General features: G+C 61.6%; 7 protein-coding genes. 4 read left to right on the top strand and 3 right to left on the bottom strand.

Going from position 1 to position 7,860, the window contains the following annotated elements; all coding sequences use genetic code 11:
* Positions 1 to 612: 612 nt before the first annotated feature.
* Together VJV58_RS16745 and VJV58_RS16740 are read right to left on the bottom strand one after the other, a co-directional pair.
* Positions 613 to 915, bottom strand: a complete 303-nt coding sequence (locus VJV58_RS16745) for a hypothetical protein (protein ID WP_324138479.1) — start codon at positions 913 to 915, stop codon at positions 613 to 615.
* 289 nt (positions 916 to 1,204) lie between these two features.
* Complete coding sequence (locus VJV58_RS16740; protein WP_324138480.1) at positions 1,205 to 3,145, bottom strand: AsmA family protein; 1,941 nt, start codon at positions 3,143 to 3,145, stop codon at positions 1,205 to 1,207.
* Between the two features lie 373 nt (positions 3,146 to 3,518).
* On the opposite strand from VJV58_RS16740, the gene VJV58_RS16735 reads away from it, so the two are divergent.
* From VJV58_RS16735 to VJV58_RS16720, 4 genes are all read left to right on the top strand, one after another.
* On the top strand, positions 3,519 to 4,247 hold the full coding sequence (locus tag VJV58_RS16735; RefSeq protein WP_324138478.1) for a CoA transferase subunit A: 729 nt from the start codon (positions 3,519 to 3,521) through the stop codon (positions 4,245 to 4,247).
* Complete coding sequence (locus tag VJV58_RS16730; RefSeq protein WP_324138477.1) at positions 4,247 to 4,897, top strand: CoA transferase subunit B; 651 nt, start codon at positions 4,247 to 4,249, stop codon at positions 4,895 to 4,897. The genes VJV58_RS16735 and VJV58_RS16730 overlap by 1 nt, the downstream gene beginning before the upstream one ends.
* Before the next feature lie 268 nt (positions 4,898 to 5,165).
* Positions 5,166 to 6,512, top strand: coding sequence for an MFS transporter (locus VJV58_RS16725; RefSeq protein ID WP_324138476.1), 1,347 nt, complete (start codon positions 5,166 to 5,168; stop codon positions 6,510 to 6,512).
* A gap of 58 nt (positions 6,513 to 6,570) precedes the next feature.
* Positions 6,571 to 7,362: an alpha/beta fold hydrolase gene (locus VJV58_RS16720; protein ID WP_324138475.1), complete on the top strand. Its 792-nt coding sequence runs from the start codon at positions 6,571 to 6,573 to the stop codon at positions 7,360 to 7,362.
* Positions 7,363 to 7,414: 52 nt separating this feature from the next.
* Here VJV58_RS16720 and VJV58_RS16715 read toward each other — a convergent pair.
* The coding region (locus tag VJV58_RS16715; RefSeq protein WP_324138474.1) for an ATP-binding protein at positions 7,415 to 7,860 on the bottom strand (446 nt) is incomplete at its 5' end.

Here is a 7,860-nt window from a genome sequence, read left to right as displayed (position 1 = left end):
CGAGTTTTGCTAGTCGTAAAGCCATCTGAAATTCAGAGGGCGTGGGGAATGCCGGGTGCTCGATGCACCCGCAGCCTCGCGTGGGAAAAAATAGAACCACACGAGCGTAGTCACCGCGAGGTTCACCGGATTCACCCGGCATTCCCGCACGCAATGGTTTTAACGGTTTCCTTCGTGCTCTTCCCGGTGATCGGGCTTTGTTGTCACCGTCGCCAGTGAGATACCTCTCACTAACTTGAACGCCAGCGTCGAGGCGTCAGAACCACACGACTTCGCCGTCCGCATCACATGCCGTTCGTCAGCGGCACAGCAGCGTCCATCGCATCCCGTCCCGCGTCCGTGACGATCGCGAGCGCCCCTGGATAGGACGAGACGGCGCGGGTTATGGATTTGATTTGGGGAAAATGAGAAGCAATATATTTTTGCAAACGGGGCTGGACCGGAAAAGCGCAGCGATTTGCCCGGCGGGCCAGATCGTTCGGACTTTCGGGCGGGCACACGCATGGCATGCAATAAAAGAGAAGGGGGCCGAACGCCCCCTTGTGTATCACTGTTCGCCCGAGAGCCGCGGTGGCGACGGGGCAAGAGACCAGGCATTCGCTCTGCTTGCGGCTACCTTGACTTGGTGGTTGTCGATTTGGTGGTCGTCGAGCTTGGACCGCTCATTCCGCTTGTGTTTGCTCCGGTTGTCTGGCCTGGCGCGTAACCGGAAGCTCCGGGATGACCCTTCCTGGAGCCTTTGGCCTGCATCTGGTGTCCCGGCGAGTAGCCGGACGCACCATGCGTACCCTTCTTGGCACCCTTTTGTTGCATCTCGTGGCCGGGTGTCTTGCTCGATACACTTTGCGCAGCAAAGACCGCCGGTGCGGAAGCAATCAGTGCGATGGCCGAAAGCGCGACTATTGCATTTTTCATTTACGCCTCCTTCGATTGAGCCCCGCCGAATAACGGATTTGCCGTTGGCCCGTTCCATGAACGGCTGTTCACTTACGGGCGGCGGATTATTGCTTTTGCTGACGGAGTGTTAGGAGCACGCGCGATTCCGTGATTTGTTCGTCGCGCAAAATCAGCTTGCACGCCGGGTGCTGATTAGTCGACGGCGACACTCCCGGATATCACTGGTCATCCAGGCTACATTCCTGTCGCAAAGGCCTGAAATCCAATTAGTTATCTTGCCCGCATAAGCAAAGCGATATGCGGGTTTTCAATTCGCCTTCGCGCCACCAATCGCGCCGGGGGCGGCGTCGGCGGCATCCGGCGTTGCGGACTTTTGGATGCCGCCGGTGAATCGCTCGATCACCGAGCGCACGGCGTCACGGGTCTTGCGATCCTTCACCGCATCGAGGAGCGGTGCGGAAGCGGGCGAGCGGCGGATCAGGCTTTCCGGATCGGGGAAGATAAGCGGATCGTCCCAAGGGCCCTGCACCACGAACGGCAGTTCGAAGCCGGGCGCGCCCGAAGGTGACTTCAGGCTGGCGACGCCTTTCAGGTCGTACTCGCGCGTCGGCACCGAGGCGGTGCCGGTTAAACTGAGATTCGTTGCGGGCCCCTCGACTCGGACATCCTGGGCGCTGGCGATGCCGTCGGCGAATTTCACCGCGATCGTCAGATTGTCGTAGGGTGTCGAGCCGCTGCGGAAATTGCCACCGCCCGACAATGGCCGACGCTCGAGACGCTTGAGCAATTGCTCGACATTGAAGCCGGAGATCGCGCCGTCATGACCGATCAATGTCGCGGTGCCATTGAGCGATTGCGCCAGCCCAAACGGGCTCGCGCCCGACGCCGCAAGAGAAACGTTGAGATTGCCGCGCCCGGACAGCTTGGTGACGCCGAACAATTCGCTGGCGCAGGGCTGCAGGTCGACATCGCTGAACTGAAATTGCGCTTTCACATCGGCCACGGCATCGGCGCGCGAGACGGCGAACGAGCCCTTGGCGACGCCGCCATAGATCTGCGCTTCGCCGACGCTGAGCGCCAGCGCGCCACCGCGCAGATTGGCGCCGAACGCGGTGCGGCCGAGCTTTGAGGCGCCGACCGTCACCCGCGCGGCCGATAAGCGCATGTCGAGGTCCGCGGTCGATAGCGAATTCAAGTCGAACAGCTGCCGGTTCCAGTCGCGCGCGCCGCTGGCGAGCAGACGAAAGGTGGAGATATAGGGCGTGAAGTCGAGCGCATCGGCTGCGAGCGTCGCCTGCAACGTCTGACGGCCGTTATTGGCGTAGGTCATCACGCCTTCCGCGACGTTGCCATCAAGCTCGACATTGACGTTGGTCAGCGCGATCGAGGGGCCGACGAGATTGGCGCGCGCCTTCAGCGCGAAGCGGCCGAAACCGCCTTCGCCGGGCGAAGCCTGGCCGGTCCAGCGCAACGCATCGCGCAGCGACGGGCTGTCAATGGTCAGAACGCCTTCCATCATCATGCTGGTGCGATCGGCGACGCTGCCGTCGAACGCTAGCTTCAACGGCGCGCTGGCCAGCCTGGCCTTCAGTCCGGAACGGTCGCCCGAGAGCACCGCGACAAAATCGCTGGCGCTCATCGAACCGTCCACGCGCTCGCCGCGCCAGTCAAACTGCCCGGTCGCGGCAAACGAACGCGAGATCGAGGGCCACGCCAGTGAAAGGTCGATGTCATCGAGCGTTTCAGACACGCGATTAGTGGGGTCTTCATAGTTCAGCACGCCGTCCTGCAGCCGGATTTCCGAAAACGATACCTGGTTGTCGGGACCCGGCTTCATGCTACGCGCGGTGGTTCGAATGAACGGCGTCCAGTTGCTCTCGCCGTCGGCGGTGCGGACCACGCGAATATGCGGCCGCAACATCATGACGTCTGCGATCTCGAATCGCTGCACCAGCATCGGCAGCAATCGCAAATTGGCGGTCAGCACATCGACGTTGAGCGCGGGGTCGGTGGTCCCTCCGCCCTTCAGGCCGACATTATGAAAAGAGACATAGCTGCCGGGAAACACCGACACATCGATGCTGCCGTTGATCACGAGATCAAGCCCGGTCACGGCCCGTATCTGCGCCTCGACCGCCTGGCGCAAGGCGTCGCGGTTGAGTAGCCACGACGTGGCGATCAGGCCGATAACCGCCAGCCCGAGAAACGCCGCGATCGGTATCCCCAGGCGCTTCATTCCTTGGGCCATCGTCACTGAAATCTATCCGCGTCTGTTTGAATCGAGGTCGATGAGGTAATCGGGGCGATGGTGGGGCGCGAGCTGATCATCTACCAGGTTCGACTTTAGGCCGAGTACTTTAGACCGAGTTCGCCAGATATCCCCGCCCGAATTCGGCAAATTCCGAAATGGCTGGCCTCTCCGACGGCCGCAACCTGATCGGCCTTCTTGACGCTTTCAAGGCCGTTTCCTAAGCGCCGGAACGGTCCGCTGCAAGGTCAACTCTACGATGGCGAACCACCGCCGCCGCCTCAACCAGTGACATTGACGCGTCGCGAAAATTCCGCCTAATAGTTGCCCAATCGCGCTGTCGCAGCGCATTTCCTGCATCAGGTCACATTCCATGAAAAAGGTTTATCCCGACGCCAAATCGGCGCTCGAAGGCATAGTAAAGGACGGCATGATGGTCATGTCCGGCGGCTTCGGTCTGTGCGGCATCGCCGAGACCCTGTCGGACGCGCTTCGCGACTCCGGTGTCAAGAACCTGACCGTGGTTTCCAACAATGCCGGCGTCGACGGCATCGGCCTGAGCCGGCTGCTGGAGACGCGGCAAATCAGGAAAATGATTTCGTCCTATGTCGGCGAGAACAAATTGTTTGCCCAGCAATTCCTTGCCGGCGAGCTGGAACTGGAATTCGCCCCGCAGGGCACGCTGGCGGAACGCATTCGCGCCGGCGGCGCCGGCATTCCCGCGTTCTACACCAAAACCGGCGTCGGGACCCTGATCGCCGAAGGCAAGGAAGTAAAGGAATTCGACGGCGAGAAATACCTGATGGAGCGCGGCCTGTTCGGCGACCTTGCTATCGTCCATGCCTGGAAAGGCGATACCGCCGGCAATCTGGTCTATCGCAAGACCGCGCGCAATTTTAACCCGATGATGGCGACGGCGGCGAAGGTCACCGTGGCGGAGGTCGAGCACCTGGTGCCGGCAGGCGAGATCGATCCGGACCACATCCATACGCCCGGCATCTTCGTGCAGCGGATCATCGAGGTGGGAACCGAAAAGAAGCGCATCGAACAGCGCACCACGCGCAAGCGCGAGCCCGTTGCCGCAACCGGAGGGAAAGTCTGATGGCCTGGACCCGCGATCAAATGGCGGCACGCGCTGCAAAGGAATTGCGCGACGGTTATTACGTCAATCTCGGTATCGGCATTCCGACCCTGGTCTCGAACTATATTCCGCCCGGCGTCGATGTCGTTCTGCAGAGCGAGAACGGCATGCTCGGAATGGGGCCGTTTCCCTATGAGGGCGAGGAAGATCCCGACCTGATCAATGCCGGCAAACAGACTGTCACCGAACTGCCGTCGACCAGCTATTTCTCATCAGCCGATTCATTCGGGATGGTGCGCGGCGGGCACATCGATCTGTCGATCCTTGGCGCGATGCAGGTGGCGCAGAATGGCGATCTGGCCAACTGGATGATCCCGGGCAAGATGGTGAAGGGGATGGGCGGCGCGATGGATCTTGTCGCCGGCGTCAAGCGCGTCGTAGTGGTGATGGAGCATTCGGCCAAGGATGGCCCGAAACTGTTGAAGAAGTGCAACTTGCCGCTAACCGGCGAGCGGGTGGTCGACATGGTAGTGACGGACCTGGCTGTGTTCACCATCGACAAGCACGGCAAAGACGGCATGGCGCTGGTCGAACTCGCTGACGGCGTGACGCTCGACGAGGTAAAGGCCAAGACCGAAGCCGAGTTTCGGGTGGCCTTGAAGAACGCGTGATCGGATCGGGTTGCGGTTCGCGATCGCCTTGCGGTTAGCAAACACGCGTTTCGTCGCGGCCCTGCAAATTCATAGATCGTGATCTCATCCGCTGTACGAGCATGATTCTTTAAGACGTGGATGGCGGGCACAAGCCCGGCCATGACGAACCCTCGCCGTGCGTCTCAAACCGCGAGCCCACGTTCACGCCAGTAGCTTTCTCCTGCCGTCTTGATTAGCATCGAGACCCAACCGGCGATTCAAGGACCGGCCTGCCGAGGGGGAATTCATGGGTCTCGCAGTCGACGCCGGCGCACGTCTCGACCGGCTCCCGATATCATCGTTTCACTACCGGATTTTCTGGCTGGTCGGCGCCGGTATGTTTTTCGACGGCTACGATCTCTATATCGCCGGCGGCGTGCTCGCCTCCGCGATCCAGACCAAATTCACAACCGCGCCGCAAAACCTGCAATTCATCTCGCTCACCTTTGTCGGCATGACACTGGGTTCGCTGATTACCGGATTTGTCGGCGACAGATTCGGGCGGCGGTTCACCTATCAGGTCAATCTTTTGATTTTCGGGCTGGCATCGCTGGCGGCGGCGTTTGCGCAGGACATGAATCAGCTCATCGTCTGCCGTTTCGTGCAGGGCCTCGGGCTTGGCGCCGAAATCGTGGTCGGCTATTCGACCTTGACCGAGTTCGTTCCGCCGAGGACGCGCGGACGCTGGCTGTCGATGATGGCCTTCCTGACGGTGGCCGGATTTCCGGTGACCGCCTTGCTCGGCTATCTCATCATCCCGGCCTGGGGCTGGCGCCCGATGTTCGTGATCGCCGGCATCGGCTCACTGATCGTCTGGTACCTGCGCAAGAATCTTCCGGAGTCGCCACGCTGGCTTGAATCCCAGGGGCGCATCGCCGAAGCCGAATCCCTGATGGCGTTGATCGAGAAGGAAGCCGCGGGCGGACGTGCGCTGCCGCCCATCGTGGTGCCGGCCGCAATCCCTCAGGTTAGCGCGCTCGACATGCTCCGGCCGCCGCTGCTTCAGCGAATGCTGGTCGGTTCATGGGTGCTGATCACGATCAACACCCTGATCTTCGGCTTCGTGATTTTTCTGCCGCAATTTTTCCTGCGTCAGGGGCTCACGATCGCCAGTTCACTTGCGTATACGCTGGTGTTGTCGGCCGGATCGCTGGTCGGCTGCGCGCTCGGCGCCTATTTGTCCGACGCGATCGGGCGGCGCGCGAGCATCATCGGCGCGTCGGTGGTGACGATCGTCACGGGCTATATCTATGCTCGCTTCAACGCCGCGTCCGATCCGGCTATCGTGCTCAGCGTCGGCTGCGTGCTGATTGTTGCGATTTACGTGCAGACCGCGATCCTGTTTGGGGTCTATACGCCGGAACTGTTCCCGACCGAGATCAGGTTACGCGCCAACGGGATCTGCAACACGCTCGGACGCGGCGCAACGGTGGTATCGCCGTTCATGGTCGGGGCGCTGATGACCTCGTACAATCTGCCGGGCGTGGTCTGGCTGATGATCGGGCTTGTCCTCGTCCAGATCTTGATGGTGTGGGCGTGGGGCGTGGAGCCGCGCCATCGCGGGCTCGAGGACGTCGCCACGGCGAACGCCTGATCCGGCCGTTCGCTTCACTTCCTCAACGCAGCACTCATCCGGGCGAAAAGGCCAACGCATGGATCGACTCTTCGCCAACGATACGATCAATGCCGCGCAAAGCGGCCAGGGGCCCGCCCTGTTTCTGTTTCACTCGCTGCTTTCGGATCGGGCCAGCTTCGATGCGATCGTGCCTGATCTGTCGCGCCGGTATCGCACGATCGTTCCCCAATTGCCCGGCTTCGGAAATTCCGTCGCGGTCCATGGCGGCCTTGCCGAGGTCGCCGACCGGATGGCCGAGGCCGTGACCGAGGCTGCCGATGGTGACGATATTACCGTGCTCGGCAACGGCTATGGCGGCTTCGTCGCGCTGCAAATGGCGATTCGTCATCCCGTTATCGCAAGCCGGCTTATTCTTGCCGATTGCGGTGCCGCGTTTTCGGAATCCGGCCGCCAGGCCTTTCGCAACATGGGTGCCGCTTCACGCGAGAAGGGATTGCAAGCCATCACCGAGGTCGCGATGCGCCGGCTGTTCGCGCCGGAATTTCAGGCGCAGAATCCAGATCTGATGCGCGATCGCCGCGAGGCATTCCTGAAAACCGATCCGCGGGTGATCGAGGCCGCGTGCGATGCGCTGGCCGGGCTTGATCTGCGGCCGCAGCTCTCGCAAGTCAAAATTCCGGTCCTGGTGCTCGTCGGCGAGCATGACGAGGCAACGCCGCCGCCTATGTCGCGCGAATTGGCCGCGGGCTTGCCGGACGCACGGCTGAAAATCATTCCGGGCTGCGCGCACGTCCCGCAGCTTCAGGCCCCGCGGTTGTTTCTCGATGCCATCGGCGATTTCATCGCCGAAACGGCCGCCGCGGGTTGAAACCCCCCATAAAAAATGGGAGGGATAGAACGCGCGAACGCGGCCTCAACCCTCACGCTCGCGTCATCTCTTGCGAAAACACCACCTCGATCAGCGTGCCCGCATGCGGACCGGTCTTGATATGGAATTGCGCGCGGTTGGCTTCCACCAGCGCTTTGGTCAGCGACAGGCTGACGCCGGACGTGCCGGAAGCCTGCTCCGATGGCGGTTGCGTCCGGAACGGCTCCATCGCGGCGGCGACCTCGTTTTCGTTGAGGCCGTGGCCGGTATCGCGCACCCTCAAAACCACCTCGCCGAAATCCGATAGCGCCGTCGACACGATGACCTGCCCGCCGGCGTTGGCGAGATGAATCGAATTGGTTATCAGATTCATCGCAATCTGACGCAGCGCGCTCGCATCCGCGACCACCGGCGGCAGCGCATGCCCGAGCGAGGTGCGGATAATGATGCGTTCGCGATTGGCCTGCGGCTGCATCACCGATACGCATTGCTCGACCA

The organism is Bradyrhizobium sp., assembly GCF_035273305.1.
Classification (GTDB): Bacteria; Pseudomonadota; Alphaproteobacteria; order Rhizobiales; family Xanthobacteraceae; genus Bradyrhizobium.
Note: the sequence above shows the minus strand (reverse complement) of the source record. Positions and strands in the feature narration are given on the sequence as shown.